Below are 15,116 nucleotides of genomic sequence, written 5' to 3'. Positions count from 1 at the left end.
TCATTCCGAACGACGCGGAACCGCTGCGCGTGCAGAGAGGGCAAAGGTGGTGACCACCGCGGCAAGCGACAGAAGGAGCAGAACCAGCGCCATCTGGTTCGCCGCGGCGAGATCGAAGGCTTGGACGCGGTCGTAGATTGCGATCGCGATCGTCCGCGTTTCGCCGGGAATGTTACCCCCTACCATCAAGACGACCCCGAATTCGCCCAAGGTATGGACAAACGTGAGCACTGCCGCAGCAACGAGCGCGCGCCAGGTGAGCGGCAGCTCCACCTGCCAAAAGATGCGGTAGCGGGGTAACCCCATCACGCGCGCCGCTTCGCGCAACCGCGGATCGATCGCTTCGAACGCCCGCTGCGCCGGCGGGATCACGAACGGCAGGTTGAAGAGGAGCGATGCCAGGATGAGGCCAGTGAAGTTGAACACCAGCGTGACACCGAATGTCTCGTGCAGCCACTCGCCCAACGGTGACGCGCCGCCGAGCACGACGAGCAGATAGAAGCCGAGCACCGTGGGTGGCAGCACGAGCGGTAGAAGCACCAGACCTTCGATCAGCGCTTTACCGCGAAAGGTGTGGTAGGCCAAAGCGCGCCCTGCCCAGACGCCGAACGGCATGAGCAGCACCAACGTTGCGGCAGCCAATTGGCACGACAGCCAGAATGCGTCCCACTCCATGCGTGGTGCAACCTCGAAAGCGAAGGGGTTAGGGTAGCACGAAACCGTATTGCGCCAGGATCGCGCGGGCGTCGTTGCCTTGCAAGTAGGCGTAGAAGCGTTCTGCTTCGGGATGGGCTGCGCGCAGCAGCGCCATGCGTTGCACAAGCGGGGTGTGCCACGCTTCGGGAATGAGGGCAAAGCCCCCCAAGCGGGGAGCCACCGGCGGCGCTTTCGCCAGCGAAAGCGCGATGATCCCCCCTTGCGCGCCCCCTGAGAGGGCAAACTGCATTGCTTGCGCGATGTTTTCGCCAAGCACCAGATAGGGCTGAATCGCCTCCCAAAGGCCCGCGTACTGCAACGCCTCTTGCGCCCGCTTGCCGTAGGGAGCGTGTTCCGGGTTGGCGATCGCAAAGCGCTTGACCTTGCCCGCGGCCAACGCACGGCGAAGACCGGCCAGATCGCGGTCGGCTTGGACGGGGGATCCTGGCGGCACCGCAATCCCGATCCGCCCCACCGCATAGACGACGCCCGCGTCTCGGGTCAGTCCGGAAGCGACCAGTTGGGCGATGTAGGATTCGTCCGCAGAGAGAAAAAGGTCGAACGGCGCGCCCTGTTGAATTTGGCGCGTGAAATTGCCGGAGGAACCAAAGATCAGCTTCGGCTTCGGATTCCCTTGCGCGGCGTACCGTTCGGCAACCGCATCCAACGCATATTTGAGGTCGGACGCCGCGGCAACCACCGCCGCGCGGTTCGCCGCGCCTGCGGTTGCGGCGCGTAACAGCACTGCCGGTGCAACCGCCGCCGACGCAACAGCGGACACCATCGCGGGGAAACGGCGCAGGAAATCTCGGCGGTTCAACGGGTGATCGCTCCTCGGGTCTGGTCGAGCCGTCTCGCTCTTCAGGTCTGGCCGAGCCACCGACGGAGGTGCGTCGCGAACGTCGGCCCATCGACGAAGCCCGTAACCCGGTATTGGCGCAGCTCTTCAGGGTTTCCTGGCGCGAAAAAGAGCAACGCCGGTGGACCGAAGATCTGGAAGTGGCGTAGGAACGCCTTGTCGCGCTCGCTGTTTTCGGTGACGTCCATTTTGAGCAGTGTGACGTTGCGCAGAAGCGCGACCACCTGAGGATCGGTAAAGGTGTAGCGCTCGAGCTCGATGCAGGAGATGCACCAGTCGGCACGCACATCGACCAGCACCGGACGCGTGCTGTTGGCAACGCGCGCTTCCAGTTCCTTGACGGAGCGGATGGGCTGGAATGTGAGCGCTTCGCGGTTCGCGGTCGGTATTCCCCCATTGCCGCCAGCAAAGCCTGCGAGCGGTTGCAACGGGTCGCGATTGCCCGCGAGCGCCCCCCAAAACGCCGCGACGCCGTACGCAAGAAGCAGGAGCCCGAGCGCTTTCCCCATCCGTTTCGGCCAGCGCGCACCGATGGGAAGCGGTTCAAGAGCCCCCAGCGCTACTGCCGTGCCCACCGCGAGCACCGCCCAACCGACGAGCCACCAAAGATCGGCGACCACGGGGCGAACGAGCCACCACGCGAGCGCGAGCATCACCACGCCCATTGCCGCTTTGACGCCGTTCATCCACGGGCCGCTCTTCGGAAGCAGCGCGCGCGCACCGACACCTACCGCGATGAGCGGTGCCCCCATCCCCAGCCCGAGCGCAAAGAGCGCGACGCCCCCGAACACGGCGTCACCGGTCTGGGAAATGTAGAGCAGTGCCCCGACGAGTGGCGGTGCCACGCACGGACCGACGATCAGCGCCGAAAGGACGCCCATTACCGCAACGCCGATCAGCTGCCCCCCTTGTTGGCTGCCAGCCAGTTGGTTGAGTCGGGTTTGCCAGCTCGGGGGCAGTTGCAGCTCATAGAAGCCAAAGAGCGACAGCGCAAGCGCCACGAATAGGAGCGCAAACGTGACCAGTATCGCCGGATGTTGCAACGCCGCTTGCAACATCGTCCCCGAAAGGCCTGCCGCAACCCCGGCAAGGGCGTAGGTGATCGCCATCGCCAGGACATAGGTGAGCGTGAGCCCGAGCGCCCGTACGCGCGAAATCGCTTCCCCTTGACCGACGATGATTCCGGAGAGGATCGGGATCATCGGAAAGACGCACGGCGTGAACGCAAGGAGCAACCCGAACCCAAAGAACGCGGCAAGGACTGCCGCACGGTTTTGCTGGGCGATGAACGCCGCGAGCGACCCGGCTTCGTCCGTCAAGGGTGCGGCAGCGCGTGCGAGCGGCGGTTCGCTGGTCGAAGAGGGTGCCGGCGCGGTTGCTGCGGTCGCGGAACCAGTTGGCACGCTGGCACGAGCCATGGATGGTGCCGTACCGCTCGGCGCAGCGGTGCTACTCGGGGGATTCGAATCGCTGCTGCGTGGTGCATCGGCATCCGGCGCGGTCACACTGCCGACGAGTTTCCCCAGCCATGAGCGTTGCGGTGGCGCGTCGGCGACCGTCAGCGTCTGTTCGAGCGGCGGGTAACAGACCCCGCCATTCCAGCACCCTTGACTGATCACCCGTATGCGCCACGGTGCTTCTGTCGCCGGAGCCGATTCGACCGGTACCGTGACCTTGAGGGTATCGTAGAAGACCTCCGTTTCCCCGAAAAAGTCGTCTTTTTTCCGTTTACCGGGGGGAATGGTCGGCGTTCCCAGTTGCAGCCCCGGCGTGAGCGGTTCGACGCGAATTTTGTCGCGGTAGAGGTAGTAGTCGCGCCGAATCGTGAATTCGACCGCAATCGTCTGCGCGTCGAGGCGGTACGCCTCGGCGGGGTAAGCCTCTTCGGGCGGAACTGGGTCGGCGGCGGACGCGAACGACAGAGCGCCGAATAGCAGCGCTGCCAGTACGCCGCGCGCGAGCCTACGCGGCAAAGCGCGTGCTACGACGATCAACCGCAAAAAGAACGAACATGCAGCGTGTGGCAAGAGGGGCTCCCGCGGTACGCTCAAGAGGCGATGACGCTTTGAGCGACCCATTCCAGGTAAGGTTCCGCGCCGCCAACGATCGGCAACGCGACCACCTCGGGCACCTCGTACGGGTGCAGTTCGATCACCCGCTGCGTCAAGCGCGCAAGCGCCGGTGCGGTGGTTTTGATCACCAGGAGCCACTCCGGGTCCTCGCAGCGCTCTCCTTGCCAGCGGTAGACCGAACGGATGCCGGGGATGAGGCTGCAACACGCAGCCAGCGACTCATCGACGAGCGTGCGTGCCAGGGTAAGCGCCGTGGCTTCATCGGGTGCGGTGACCAAGACCACGCGCGCGTCGGTCGCAGTCGGTTGGGGTGCGTCAGCGGCTTCACGCATCGAACCGGTCTCCTCGTCTATTCTGGGATCGGTGGCAATTCTACCCCGGCCCACGCTGCCAGCGCGGGCCACGCGGTGGTGAGATCCATCTGCACGATCACTTCGACCGAACGGTCTTCGAGCAATTCGGGTTGGGCGGCAAGGTGCGCCGCGATGCGCGCGTCACGGGCCCGCAGCAGCGCGACGATCCAGGGTTGGACCGCTCGAATGAACGTCGTGAGCCAAATGTTCGCTGCCCAGTTGGGGTACGCGTGGGTCACGGCGAATCGGTTTACCAATGGGAGCAAGCGGTGCGCTGGAACCCACGTTTCGTCGGTCACCCAGCGGTTGGTGAGAAACAGTGAGATCGGCCGTCCCCACGCGTCCATCCCGATCGCAACGAGGTGTGCGATCGCCTCATCTCCCTGGGGGCCAAAGCGCTTACCCTCACGCGATTGCCAGGCGGCTTCGGGCGAAAGGAGCGGTGGGCGGGCAAAGCAATGGAAGTGACCGTGTTCGCCGCTGCGATGGGCGTGGTAGTAATACTGGGCCCCAGTGTGGGCATCGAGAACGTCCCCTTCGGGGTAGTGGTCCAAGGTGACAAAACGCGCTGCAGTACGGAGCATTTCGCGCACCACGTCACTGCCGGCGGCGCGTAACGCCCCTTCTGCCAGCGCCCAGTCTTTGACCGCGGTCCGCGCGCGTCTTTGCGCCCGCGCGGACCACGTTTCCGGAGCGCTTACCGCGATCCGTGCGGGATCAGCGAGACGAGCGGGCGCTTCTCGAGCGTCCATTGATGGAGCGACCCATCATAGAGTTCGACGTTCGGGTTCCCCATCACTTCGTGCAGGATGAACCACGGACCCGACGAGAGGTGGCCGCTGTTGCAGTAGGTGATCGACGGCGCTTTCGGGTCGATGCCCATCGCTTGGAAGACTTTCGTGTAGGTTTCGGCGCTCAAGAGATGGTGCGCGATCCCTTTTTGGATCGTGTGCAGTTCCGGCGGGAAGACCTTGGCGCCGGCGATATGGCCGTAATCGTATACGTAGTCGCGTTTGGTGTAGCCGAACGCCATGCTGATTGGGCGTGCATCGACCAATTGCGCTTTGCCCGCCGCAACGTCCTCGCTGGTGGCCAGAATCGACGGGTTCTCTCCTTGTGGTTGCCAATTACCCGGTTGTGCTTTCACCGGGGTCGATTCCACTTTCTGCCCCGCCTGGATCCATGCCGCGAGGCCACCGTCGAGGATCGCGATATCCTTTTCGCCGTAGTACTTGAACTGCCAATAGAGGCGGGCAGCGTCGTTGAATTCGGCAGGCGAAGTCCCCGTTGGCACGAGCACGATCGGTTTGCCGGCTTGGATCCCATTGGCCTGGACGAATTGCGTGAATTCTGCAGCCGGTGGCAGTAGATACTTCACCTTCAAGTCGCCGATTTGGCGCTCAGTGCGCATTTTTTTGGGATTGACGAACAGCGCGCCGGGAATGTGACCGCCGACATCGACCAATTTCGTCTGGCCACTTTTTTCGTCTTTCTTGTATTGCGGTTGCGCGGTGAAAAGGTCCGGAGCATGGACTTGTACGACCTGCACCCTATCGAGGTTTTGTGCAAGCCAGTCGACGGTGACGACAGGGCCAGGGAGTTCAGCAGCGGAAACCGTGCCGGTGATGAGCAAACCGGCCAAAACGAAACGAACACGCATGATGACTCCTCCTATTCGGTTATGCATGATCAATTGGCTGCGCACGGATTGGCAGCACGGCGTTTCGGCGCACAGGGGTTCCCGGCCGCGCAGGGGTTGCTGCTGCGTCGCACGGGAGCACACGGATTCCCCGCGGCGCAGGGGTTGCTGCCGCGCCGCACCGGCGCGCAGGGATTCCCCGCGGCGCACGGATTGCCGCCGCGGCGGACAGGGGCACACGGATTCCCCGCAGTACAGGGATTGGCTGCACGGCGTCTGGGGGCGCAGGGGTTTCCTGCCGCACACGGGTTCATACTCCGGCGTGCGGGCGTGCACGGATTCCCCTGCGCACTGGTCACGGGTGGCGTAACTGTGGTAGCAACCGCTACCACAACCGCGGGTGCCACACGGCGAACGATCTTGGGCAATTTCATGGGCATCTCCTTTGAGGTGTCTGGGAAAGCGGGGGTGACGATGGGGCCAGATAGGTGCGCACCCCGTCAGCGCGCATCGAGCGCTTCCGCGGTGAGCGCACCACCGAGCTTGTGTTCTACACGGGATCCAAGCCAGAAAATAACTGCGGCCAGCAACGCAAAGAGGGCGAGCAACACCGGCTCGGATATCCCAAGGAGTTCGGGTAACCGGCTGGTTTGGATCGCGCCAAGGGTGACCCACGACCCAAAAGTATCGTAGCCAGCGGCGAAGAGGCCGACACCCACCACCATGCCAATCATGAAGACGAGGCCATCCAGTCTACCCGATCCGAACGCGCTCGCGGCGGTGCCGGGGCAGTAGCCGCCTACCGCGAATCCGGCGCCGATCAGAAGCCCACCGATGGCGGCGCCGCCCAGGTAGGCGGGCGGAACGTAGATATCTGTGTACGCGATCACGCCCGTTGCGCTGAGCGCGTAGAGCCCGATTGCCGCAACGACGATCGCGGTGAACATCACTTTGAGCACCGCCCAATCCGAGAACCGAAACTGCGCGGTGAGTTTACAAGCGCTGCCAAAGCCCGCTGATTCTAGGATGTAACCGAACAGAATGCCGCAAAGCAATCCGGAGGCAAGCGAATAATCGTAAAAAGGCATCGTTCAGGCTCCTTTGGGCATTATCCGCGACACAACGATTCCGGTAACGAAGAAGAGCGCAAGAAACACGAACGCCGAAACGGCGAGCGTCGCACCGCCCGAAAGCCCTAGGCCGCTCGTGCAACCCGCGGCAACACGGGAGCCGAACCCCGCGAGCACGCCACCCACGAATGCGGTGGCGATCCGTTTGCCCGCACCGATTGCTGCGGCACCTTCCAGTTTCCAGCGAAACCGCCCGCTGTTGATCGCGGAAAGCAACGCGCCAAGGATAACGCCCACCACGACCCAGACGATCCAATTGTTCAACGGGTGACCGCTTTGCCAGAAAGCGCTCAGGTAGGCGTTGGTTTTCGCGCTTTCGCCGCCCAGCCAGGCCGCGGTACGGGCAAAGGCGCCGCTGGCGCCCAAGCCGTTGCCAGTGAGCAAAAAGGTGAAGACCAACGTCACGCCAAGCGCGACACCCGCAACCAACGGATGCCAAAGCGGACGGGGTGTGTGCGTGCGTTTCGTCATGGGCCTGCTCCTGTTGGATGACAATGTTGTTATAAACTTATATTAGTTATTTTCGATTTATTTTGCAAGTCACGCGCCATCGCTTTTTTCTTCTACGGGCTCGCGGTTTCCGCCAACCGCGTCAGGAGGTTGGCGCGCCCCGGCAATTTGCTGGCGCCGCTTGCTGGGTGCTCCACCACGAAATCGCCATCACGATCGCGATCACCGCTGCCATTGGCAACGGGGTTTCGCCCAGGAGATGCCCCACCAGGGTTCCGGCAACCGCGGCGATACCCATCTGCGAAAAGCCCAAAAGGGACGCCGCGGCGCCCGCGATCTTTGGATAGGGGGCGAGCGCCAACCCGGTTGCGTTGGGCATCAACAGTCCGGCCGCAGCGCCGCACAGCCACATCGGGAGCATCACGCCCAGCGGGGATGGCGCGAGCAACAGCCAAAGCCCCATCGCACTACCACCCCCCAAGCCGATCCAACCACCCAGCCGCAGCAACCGTTCCGCCCCCAGCCGGCGTGACAGGCGGGCGCTTGCGACCGAACCGGCGAAAAAGCCGGTGACCATCACCGCGAATGCCAGCCCCATCTGCACGGGCGTGAACCCGAACATGCCGATGAAGACGAAACTCGAACCGGAAATGAACGCAAAGAGCGCCGCGTAGCCGCAGGCGTTCGAGAGCAGCAGCCAACGAAAGCGCCGGTCGCTCAACAGCACCGAAAAGGAGCGAAGAAAGCCGAACGACGCTTTGCCGCGGTGGGCGTTGGTTTCCGGTAACGCCCAAAGGATCGCCACGAGCGTCACCGCGGCGTAGCCAACGAGCGCGACGAAATTGCCGCGCCAGGCGAAATGGCTGGTGATCACGCCGCCTATGAGCGGTGCGACCATCGGTGCGATCGCCATCGCCGAGCCGACGTGCGCGAGCATCCGCGTCGCGTCAACCGGCCCATAGACGTCGCGCACGATCGTTCGCCCAAGCACCGGGCCGACACAGGCGCCGACGGCTTGGACCACCCGTGCCGCGAGCAGCATGGTGATGTTTTCGGTCCAGACACAGGCGAGCGATGCTGCCGCATAGAGCGCCAGGCCCGAGAGGATCACCGGCTTGCGCCCGAAGCGGTCGGAAAGGGGGCCGTAGACGAGCTGGCCGAACGCAAAGCCGATCATGTACGCGGTGAGTGTCAGCTGCCCGTGGGCGACGTCGGTTTCGAGGTCGGCAACGAGCGCGGGCAGCGCCGGAAGGTAGAGGTCGGTCGAAAGCGGCCCAAGCGCAACGAGCGCGATGATGAGCACAAAGAGGGTAGGTGAAGGCTGTGCCATCAAGCGGCCCCTTCGGCTTCGGCACCCGGCGCGAACGCGAGCACATTGCCGTTGATGCAGTAGCGCAGCCCCGTCGGCGGTGGGCCATCTGGAAAGACGTGGCCCAGATGGATGCCGGTGGCGCGGCTGCGTACTTCGGTGCGCACCATCCCATAGGAGCGGTCTTCGTGCTCGGTGACCGCATCCGGTTCCGCGGCGAAAAAGCTGGGCCAGCCGCTACCGCTTTCGAATTTCGTCGCGGAGCGAAAGAGCAGCGCACCAGAGAGGGGATCGAAAAACCGTCCGGGGCGTTTTTCGTGGAGGTGGCAACCGGTGAACGGCCGTTCTGTACCGTGTTCGAACGCGATTGCGAACGCTTCGGGGGATAGTACCGCTTGCCCCAGCCAGGCCCAGAAGGCGCGTAACTCGGCACCCGGTAGCGTCCAGGGGTACGGGGGTAGGTGAACACCGGTTCCCCCCAAACCGCAGTAACCGTCCGGGTGTTTGATCAGGTAGTCCTGATGGTAGCTTTCCGCAGGGGTGTAGTGGCGCACCGGGGCGATCTCGGTGGTCGGCGCCGAAAAGCGGGGAGCGCCCCCCGCTGCCTGCCACAACGCCCACGCGTACGCGGCGCGGCTGGCCAGAAGCAGCGGCAGCAGCCAAACCGCGTCGTCGTTCGCTTCGTAATAGAGCGCGCTGCGGTAGTTGCTGCCGATGTCGTTGCCTTGCCGGTCGCGCTGCGTCGGGTCGTGTCCTGCCCAGAACGCGGCAAGGAGCTGCGCAAGCAGCGGAACGAGCTGGTCGGCCTCGCTGCGCGGTGGTTCCCATACCACCTTGACCACTTCGGCGTGGTTGCGGCCCGAGGCGACTCCCGCGCGCAGCGCGCGCTCGAACGCCAGAACCCGTTCGTAGGTGGGGTTCGGATCGTCCCCCCCCGGCGTAACCGACCTCGGTGGCAACCACACCGGGGAGAACACGCAACCGCTGTTGCGCGCCCCAGAAGCAGCCCATGCCGAAGTAGAGGGTGATTTCCTGTGCCATCGTGAGCTCCTGCGCGCGGTTTCGTTTCAGCGGTGCCAGGTGAGCGCGAAGACGTGTTCGCGCAGGTAGGAAATGCCGCGTGCCTGCCAGTGGGGGTGTTCCGGGAGCACGTCGTCGTCGGACCAATGTTCGATCGAAGACACGTCGGCGAAATGGCGAAACACTTCGTCTGGCGGGACGCTGAACGGCGGTCCGGCGCGTTCCGCCTGCGGGTATTCCAGCGTGACCAAAAGCATTTTCGTGCCCGGGCGGGCCAGACTCCGCAACTGTGCCGCGTAGCGGGGGCGCATCTCGGGCGGCAACGCCACCAGTGCGGCACGGTCGTAGATCGCGGTGTGCGCTGGCGCTTTCGGGCCCCAATGCCACACCTGTTCCGGCGTGAGGGCGAAATAGTCGCCCAGATAGAGACGAATCCCGTCGGTGGTGTAGGCGGTGTGTGGGGGGCACGCGGTGACTTCGGGCGTTGCGTCGTTCTCTTCGAAGAATTGACTGACGGCCACTGGGCTCAATTCGACCCCAACCACGCGGTGGCCTTGCTCCCGCAACCACAACATATCCAGGGTTTTGCCGCAGAGTGGAACGAAGACGGTCGCCTCAACCGGGACGGCAAGCCGGGGCCAGTAGGCGAGGAGCTTGGGGTTGAAACGGTCGAGGTGAAAACCAATCTCTCCTTTTTGCCAGCGTTCGTGCCAAAAACCGGGTTCCATCGTCTGCTCCTTTCTGGGTCAGGCCTGCTGGGTCAGGCGTCAGGACACCGCGCGCGTCTCCGCCCACGCCGCCAACGGGCGCGGCAGGCCCCACGCCAACGCTTCGCGCGCGGTTGCCCAGCGCCCCTGCGTGGAGGATTGGCAATCGTAACAGAGGTGGGCCGGCGTCGTCCATTCTTCGATGGTGATTCGTAACCGACGGTGCGTGAGGCGATGCGCAGGCAACGCTTCGCTACTGGCGCGCTGCCACGAACCGGGAGGAGGTGGCTCATCGGCGTGCGGTAGCGCCCAGAGTCCGCCCCAGATCCCCTGGTTGGGACGCTGTACCCACCAGTAACGGGTACCGCAGCGGTAGGCGCGCAATGTCCAATCGATCTCCGGAACCGGCGCACGCGCTTTGCGCTGGGGCAGCGCTGCGGCGTTACCCGCCGCATAGGCGGCGCACCACTGAGCGACCGGGCAGTACGCGCAGTTGGGAATGCCGCGGGTGCAGACGAGCGCGCCCAAGTCCATCTGTGCTTGGGTGTATTCCGGCATCGCCGTGGGTGACTCTGGCAGCAGCGCTTCGGCGATCTGCCACAATTGCCGCTTCACTGCGGTATCTGGCAGTGGCGTCGCGATCCCGAAGAGGCGGACGAGCACGCGCTCGACGTTGCCGTCGAGGATCGCGGCGCGCGTGCCGAACGCGAACGCACAGATCGCCGCAGCGGTCGAACGGCCGACGCCCGGCAGTTGCGCCCAAACGTCCGGGTCGTGTGGCCACGCACCGCCCCAAGCGCGAACGATCTGCTGCGCAGCGCGGTGAAGGTTTCGCGCGCGGGCGTAATACCCCAGTCCACTCCATGCCGCCAACACCGCTTCGAGCGGCGCTGCCGCAAGCGCTTCGACCGTGGGCCACGTCGCGACGAACCGTTCGTAATAAGGGATCACGGTGGGTACTTGCGTCTGCTGGAGCATCACTTCGGAGAGCCAAATACGATAGGGGTCGCGGGTGTGCCACGGAAGGGTACGGCGCCCTGCGACGCGGTGCCAGGCGATCAGGCGTTCGGCCCAAAGTGCTTGCCATTGTGGTGGGAATGATTTACCCTTCTCGCGTTTTTTTGCCAATGGGGTCTCCCGATGCTAGATCAAGCGTCGCGCGCGTTGCGCGACACGTTGGGACGTTTCGCTACGGGTATCGGTATTCTGACCGCGCGGGACCGCGATGGGGCGCCGGTGGGGCTCACCATCAATTCGTTCAATTCGGTCTCGCTCGATCCGCCACTCGTGGTCTTCAGCCTCGGGTTGGGGCTGCGGCGGCTCTCTGTTTTCCAACAGGCGCAATGGTACGGGATTTCGCTCTTGCGTGCCGACCAGGAGTCGGTATCGACGGCGTTCGCCACGCCGGGTGTCGATGCGTTTGCCGCGACGACGTGGCGCGACGGTGCCCATGGCGTCCCGCTCATCGAACCGGCGCTGGCGCATTTTGAACTCGCGCCCTACGCCGAACACGACGGCGGGGACCATCGCCTCTTCCTTGCGCGGGTGGTGCGCCACGCCTGGTTCGACGGGGAGCCGCTCGTCTATTTCGCCGGGCGCTACCGGCGGCTTCTGCCCGAAACTGCAGCATAACGTCCTGAATGAGGGCGGTGGGCGCCCCTTTCCGATGTCGCAAAAGAAGAAGCGGCTGTTGACAGAGTTTTTGCAAACTGGGTTATAATATGCGGCCGTCGAGCGGGTGTAGTTCAATGGTAGAACATCAGCTTCCCAAGCTGAGAACGTGGGTTCGATTCCCATCACCCGCTCCAATCCCTTTCCGTGATCGAATTTTCTGAATCTGCCGCCAAGCGTCACGCTTGGCTTTTTTGTTGGAAGAGCGCACGAACGGCTGCGGCGTGGCGGCGGCTCACCGGTAGCGTCGTACCATCCCGTAACGCGACGATGCCGCCCCCTTCGCTGGCGTCGGGTACCCATGCGGCCAACCAGGCGCGATTCACCAAATAGGCACGATGGGTGCGCACGAAGGTGCCTCCCAACTGCGCTGCCCACTGGGTGAGCGACCCCTCGGTAGATAGCCGCCCCAGCGTCGTTTCCACCCAGACCGTTTTGTCCTCTGCGGTCAGGTAGCGGATCGCCGACTGCGGTACCTGTACTCGCTGTCGGCCCAAGGAAAAAGTCCAGATCGGCTCGTCCGACGCGGCCGCAGCCTGAGGTCGGCGGGGGCGTGCCGCGGCTTGGAGCGCTCGGGCCAGTGACTCGGCGCGGATGGGCTTCACCAGATAATCGACCGCATGGGCCGCGAACGCCGCAAGCGCGTGTTCTGGGTACGCGGTGACCATGATTACCGCGGGCGGCTGCGGCAACGTATCGAACCAGTACGCGAGCGCGAGCCCCGATTCACCGGGCAGTTCGATATCCAACAGGACGACGTCCGGTAGCGTCTGGGTGGCTTCGTTTCGGGCGGTTTCGGCGTCGGGAAAGGTGCGGACCGTATGGCCCAGGGGGGTTAGCATCCGGGCCAGACGCGCTGCAGCCAACGGTTCGTCCTCTACGATCCAGATCTCCATCGCGTCTCCTCTACCCGCCGTTGCTGGCATCAAGCGGTAGCGTGATCGCCACCCAGTGCCAACCCGCGTCCTGAACCTGCTGCACCGTTCCGCCTGCCGCTGCGATCTGGCGCGTCACCGCAGCCAAGCCAACGCCAAAGCCTGAATCGGAACGTGCGGGATTTTGCGCGCGTTCCGCGACCGGGTTACCGACGCGCACGGTCAATTGATTTTCGATCACCCGCAGCGTAACCGAAACCGTCGTCGGCTCGCGGCGGCGCGCCACCCCGTGCGTCACCGCGTTTTCGATGAGCGACACGAGGCACCAGCGGGGTATCCGTTTGGTCAGAATCGCTTCCGGGCAGTCGCTCTGCCAGTCGAGCACCAGACGGTCACCGTAGCGCAACTGCGCCAACGCCAAGTACGCTCGCGCCGCGTCGAGTTCCGCCGCCAACGGCCAAGGATGGGGGTCGCTGAGCGCTGCTTGCAGCAAAACGGCCAGATTTTCGATCGCGCGTTCTGCGCGGTGCGGCGCGTCGGGGAGCAGCCCTGCGATCACGTTGAGGCTGTTGAGCAGGAAGTGCGGATGGGTGCGCGCCTGCAGCGCCGCGGCTTGCGCCGTCCGTGCCGCGTCGATGAGCGCCTGGCGCTCCTGCCACCCGGCGACGGCCCAACCGATCCCCAAACCGAGCGTCGCGGCGATGCCGATTGCGCGCCACACCGTCGATGGGGCTTCGATCCAACCCAACAGGACGCCAACACCGCCCGTCAGCCCGGTACAACAAACGAGCAGGAGCCAGAGAAGAACGCTCTGAGCACGGGGGGTACGTGGGGTGCGCCACCGTCCCAGCGCACAGAGCAGCGCAAGTGTGGGCACGACCGCCCACACGCCCCAGAAAACCACCGCAGCAAAGAAAAGGAGCGCGTCCGTGTAGTCAGGAAACGCCGGTTGCGCCAACGTAAGCGCGATCGCAAGCGACACCACCGCCAAAAGCGCGTACGCCAGCGTCGCGGCACGGCACAGGCTGGCCCACATCGGGTCGCGGTTGCCGTTCGTTGCTTTCGTATCCCGAGTCACGGGAGATGTCCCACCATGCGCTGTTCGTCAGAGACAAAAGTATAGGATGTCTCTTCGCCCCGGGCCATGTTGTGTGTGAGATGGCGTGGGGCTCGTACGAACGTGGCGTCTGGTCGGACACCTTAGGGATGCGGGGTAGGAGTCGTGTGCAATCCGACGAAATCGAAAAGCGTGCGATCCAGAAGGTGGGATGGCGTGACGTTTTGCAATGCGGTGAAGATCGACGCGACGCGGCGTGGGTCTTCGGCCTCCCATGCGCGCAGCATCGCCTTGATCTGTTTGCGCTGCGCGGTCTCCTGGCTGCCGCAGAGGTTGCACGGGATGATCGGGAAGGCCATCGCACGGGCGTAGCGCTCGATCTCCCGTTCGCGGCAGTAGGCAAGCGGCCGGATTACCATCAGGTCGCCGTCGTCGTTCACCAATTTCGGCGGCATCGCTTTCAAATGGCCACCGAAAAAGAGGTTGAGAAAGAAGGTTTCCAGGATGTCGTCGCGGTGGTGGCCCAGCGCAAGCTTGTTGCACCCCAACTCCCGTGCCGTACGGTAGAGGATGCCACGCCGCAGCCGCGAGCAGAGCGAACAGGTGGTTTTGCCCGCGGGGATCTTCTCTTGGACGATCGAATAGGTGTCTTCGCGCACGATCCGGTACGGGACCCCGAGCGCTTCGAAGTGGCGCGGTAGTGTCTCAGCGGGAAAACCCGGTTGTCCTTGGTCGAGATTGACCGCAACGAGTTCGAACGAAACGGGCGCGCGCGCCTGGAGGAGCAACAAAAGCGAAAGAAGCGTCAGCGAATCCTTGCCACCGGAGACGCAGACCATGATCCGGTCACCGTCGCCGATCATCGCGTAATCGGCAATCGCAGCACCCACCGCGCGCAACAGCGACTTTTCCAGCTTTTCGGCTTTGTGGGAGCGGGCGCGCGGCGCGTCCTCTGCGCCGTTCTTTCGCAGCGTTGCCGTGACCGCGGCAAGCGGCACGGTGGCGATGGCAACCGACATCGGGTGACCTCTAAATGAAAAAAGCCACAAAACGTGGCTTTCGCTCTGTGACTATCGAAATGAATCGAGCGTTTGCTTGGTTCTCTGGCTCCCCGAGCAGGGCTCGAACCTGCGACCCACGGATTAACAGTCCGTTGCTCTACCAGCTGAGCTATCGGGGAACGTTAGAGAGGGCTATTATCTTTAAATGCTGGGTATCAGTCAACCACTTTGCGACAATGGATTTTGCGCCGTGCCGTTTCGTTCCAAAATCGTACCG

General features: G+C 63.9%; 16 protein-coding genes and 2 tRNA genes. 2 read left to right on the top strand and 16 right to left on the bottom strand.

Translation table 11 applies throughout. The features are described from left to right. The 12 genes from modB to mutY all read right to left on the bottom strand — a co-directional run bounded on the left by modB (position 1) and on the right by mutY (position 11,363). Entirely contained in the window at positions 1-675 is a 675-nt protein-coding gene (gene modB / locus ACYQ4Z_RS09470) for a molybdate ABC transporter permease subunit (RefSeq protein WP_119335921.1), read from the bottom strand. Between the two features lie 28 nt (positions 676-703). Then, positions 704-1,516, bottom strand: a complete 813-nt coding sequence (modA, locus tag ACYQ4Z_RS09465; protein ID WP_197713692.1) for a molybdate ABC transporter substrate-binding protein — start codon at positions 1,514-1,516, stop codon at positions 704-706. Between the two features lie 41 nt (positions 1,517-1,557). Then, a complete protein-coding gene (gene dsbD / locus ACYQ4Z_RS09460) occupies positions 1,558-3,582 on the bottom strand; it encodes a protein-disulfide reductase DsbD (RefSeq protein ID WP_219972678.1) in 2,025 nt (674 codons plus the stop codon). A gap of 20 nt (positions 3,583-3,602) precedes the next feature. Further along, on the bottom strand, positions 3,603-3,959 hold the full coding sequence (gene cutA / locus ACYQ4Z_RS09455; protein ID WP_219972679.1) for a divalent-cation tolerance protein CutA: 357 nt from the start codon (positions 3,957-3,959) through the stop codon (positions 3,603-3,605). Between the two features lie 17 nt (positions 3,960-3,976). Further along, positions 3,977-4,732: a DUF6969 family protein gene (locus ACYQ4Z_RS09450; protein WP_219972680.1), complete on the bottom strand. Its 756-nt coding sequence runs from the start codon at positions 4,730-4,732 to the stop codon at positions 3,977-3,979. Then, complete coding sequence (locus tag ACYQ4Z_RS09445) at positions 4,678-5,640, bottom strand: sulfurtransferase (RefSeq protein ID WP_119335917.1); 963 nt, start codon at positions 5,638-5,640, stop codon at positions 4,678-4,680. Before ACYQ4Z_RS09445 ends, ACYQ4Z_RS09450 begins: the two co-directional genes overlap by 55 nt. A 479-nt stretch (positions 5,641-6,119) precedes the next feature. Beyond that, a complete protein-coding gene (locus ACYQ4Z_RS09440; protein WP_459860864.1) occupies positions 6,120-6,707 on the bottom strand; it encodes a YeeE/YedE thiosulfate transporter family protein in 588 nt (195 codons plus the stop codon). 3 nt (positions 6,708-6,710) lie between these two features. Next, positions 6,711-7,220 carry a YeeE/YedE thiosulfate transporter family protein gene (locus ACYQ4Z_RS09435; protein WP_459860863.1) on the bottom strand — a complete coding sequence of 170 codons (510 nt, stop codon included), beginning with the start codon at positions 7,218-7,220 and terminating at the stop codon, positions 6,711-6,713. Positions 7,221-7,341: 121 nt separating this feature from the next. Beyond that, positions 7,342-8,529 (bottom strand): multidrug effflux MFS transporter, encoded by a 1,188-nt coding sequence (locus tag ACYQ4Z_RS09430; protein WP_219972683.1) that lies wholly within the window; start codon positions 8,527-8,529, stop codon positions 7,342-7,344. After that, a complete protein-coding gene (msrB, locus tag ACYQ4Z_RS09425; protein ID WP_233468054.1) occupies positions 8,529-9,467 on the bottom strand; it encodes a peptide-methionine (R)-S-oxide reductase MsrB in 939 nt (312 codons plus the stop codon). Before msrB ends, ACYQ4Z_RS09430 begins: the two co-directional genes overlap by 1 nt. A 108-nt stretch (positions 9,468-9,575) precedes the next feature. Next, a complete protein-coding gene (locus ACYQ4Z_RS09420; protein ID WP_219972686.1) occupies positions 9,576-10,256 on the bottom strand; it encodes a thiopurine S-methyltransferase in 681 nt (226 codons plus the stop codon). Between the two features lie 39 nt (positions 10,257-10,295). Continuing rightward, positions 10,296-11,363, bottom strand: a complete 1,068-nt coding sequence (gene mutY / locus ACYQ4Z_RS09415; protein WP_459860860.1) for an A/G-specific adenine glycosylase — start codon at positions 11,361-11,363, stop codon at positions 10,296-10,298. A gap of 12 nt (positions 11,364-11,375) precedes the next feature. Between mutY and ACYQ4Z_RS09410 the strand changes: the two genes are divergently transcribed. Together ACYQ4Z_RS09410 and ACYQ4Z_RS09405 are read left to right on the top strand one after the other, a co-directional pair. After that, the gene (locus ACYQ4Z_RS09410) at positions 11,376-11,867 is read left to right on the top strand and encodes a flavin reductase family protein (protein WP_119335909.1); all 492 of its coding nucleotides are present in this window, start codon (positions 11,376-11,378) and stop codon (positions 11,865-11,867) included. 102 nt (positions 11,868-11,969) lie between these two features. Further along, positions 11,970-12,043 (top strand) — tRNA-Gly (locus tag ACYQ4Z_RS09405). A gap of 42 nt (positions 12,044-12,085) precedes the next feature. On the opposite strand, the gene ACYQ4Z_RS09400 is transcribed toward ACYQ4Z_RS09405, so the two are convergent. From ACYQ4Z_RS09400 to ACYQ4Z_RS09385, 4 genes are all read right to left on the bottom strand, one after another. Continuing rightward, the gene (locus ACYQ4Z_RS09400) at positions 12,086-12,802 is read right to left on the bottom strand and encodes a LytR/AlgR family response regulator transcription factor (RefSeq protein WP_219972688.1); all 717 of its coding nucleotides are present in this window, start codon (positions 12,800-12,802) and stop codon (positions 12,086-12,088) included. 10 nt (positions 12,803-12,812) lie between these two features. Continuing rightward, the gene (locus ACYQ4Z_RS09395) at positions 12,813-13,859 is read right to left on the bottom strand and encodes a sensor histidine kinase (protein ID WP_459860859.1); all 1,047 of its coding nucleotides are present in this window, start codon (positions 13,857-13,859) and stop codon (positions 12,813-12,815) included. A 122-nt stretch (positions 13,860-13,981) separates the two neighbouring features. Further along, a complete protein-coding gene (gene ttcA, locus ACYQ4Z_RS09390; protein ID WP_219972690.1) occupies positions 13,982-14,857 on the bottom strand; it encodes a tRNA 2-thiocytidine(32) synthetase TtcA in 876 nt (291 codons plus the stop codon). An 85-nt stretch (positions 14,858-14,942) separates the two neighbouring features. After that, positions 14,943-15,018, bottom strand: a tRNA-Asn gene (locus tag ACYQ4Z_RS09385). Positions 15,019-15,116 lie beyond the last annotated feature (98 nt).

Source organism: Hydrogenophilus hirschii (assembly GCF_054656675.1).
Note: the sequence above shows the minus strand (reverse complement) of the source record. Positions and strands in the feature narration are given on the sequence as shown.

Bases quoted from the DNA above. Each gene is read 5' to 3' on its own strand.
- modB (WP_119335921.1), bottom strand. From the start codon at position 675: ATGGAGTGGGACGCATTCTGGCTGTCGTGCCAATTGGCTGCCGCAACG.
- cutA (WP_219972679.1), bottom strand. From the start codon at position 3,959: ATGCGTGAAGCCGCTGACGCACCCCAACCGACTGCGACCGACGCGCGC.
- ACYQ4Z_RS09450 (WP_219972680.1), bottom strand. From the start codon at position 4,732: ATGGACGCTCGAGAAGCGCCCGCTCGTCTCGCTGATCCCGCACGGATC.
- ACYQ4Z_RS09445 (WP_119335917.1), bottom strand. From the start codon at position 5,640: ATGCGTGTTCGTTTCGTTTTGGCCGGTTTGCTCATCACCGGCACGGTT.
- ACYQ4Z_RS09440 (WP_459860864.1), bottom strand. From the start codon at position 6,707: ATGCCTTTTTACGATTATTCGCTTGCCTCCGGATTGCTTTGCGGCATT.
- ACYQ4Z_RS09435 (WP_459860863.1), bottom strand. From the start codon at position 7,220: ATGACGAAACGCACGCACACACCCCGTCCGCTTTGGCATCCGTTGGTT.
- ACYQ4Z_RS09430 (WP_219972683.1), bottom strand. From the start codon at position 8,529: ATGGCACAGCCTTCACCTACCCTCTTTGTGCTCATCATCGCGCTCGTT.
- ACYQ4Z_RS09420 (WP_219972686.1), bottom strand. From the start codon at position 10,256: ATGGAACCCGGTTTTTGGCACGAACGCTGGCAAAAAGGAGAGATTGGT.
- ACYQ4Z_RS09410 (WP_119335909.1), top strand. From the start codon at position 11,376: ATGCTAGATCAAGCGTCGCGCGCGTTGCGCGACACGTTGGGACGTTTC.
- ACYQ4Z_RS09400 (WP_219972688.1), bottom strand. From the start codon at position 12,802: ATGGAGATCTGGATCGTAGAGGACGAACCGTTGGCTGCAGCGCGTCTG.
- ttcA (WP_219972690.1), bottom strand. From the start codon at position 14,857: ATGTCGGTTGCCATCGCCACCGTGCCGCTTGCCGCGGTCACGGCAACG.